The 228-nt window shown below is 53.1% G+C and carries 1 protein-coding gene; it reads left to right on the forward strand.

Going from position 1 to position 228, the window contains the following annotated elements; translation table 11 throughout:
* Positions 1–188: hypothetical protein (locus KVT28_RS27640; protein ID WP_217551555.1), on the forward strand; the 188-nt coding region annotated here is incomplete at its 5' end.
* Positions 189–228 lie beyond the last annotated feature (40 nt).

Raw genomic sequence — 228 nt, forward strand, 5'->3', positions numbered from 1 at the left:
ATCGCACGATGAACGGCAAGAGTATGATCGTGCGCCAGGCGGCGCTCGCGTTTTGCAAACATATCTGCCTCGGCAAACTAAAAGAACTCGGCAAGGACGATGACGATACGGTGCGCGCAATCGCTGATATCATGTTCGGAGCCTGGCAAGACAGGACCCTCGGCCTACTGGACACATCACCCCGCTGATAACGAGTAGATTTTGCAAGCTTTCTAGAGGCAAATTCCT

It is taken from the genome of Pantoea sp. GbtcB22 (assembly GCF_019091025.1).
In the GTDB taxonomy this organism is placed as follows: Bacteria; Pseudomonadota; Gammaproteobacteria; order Enterobacterales; family Enterobacteriaceae; genus Pantoea; species Pantoea leporis.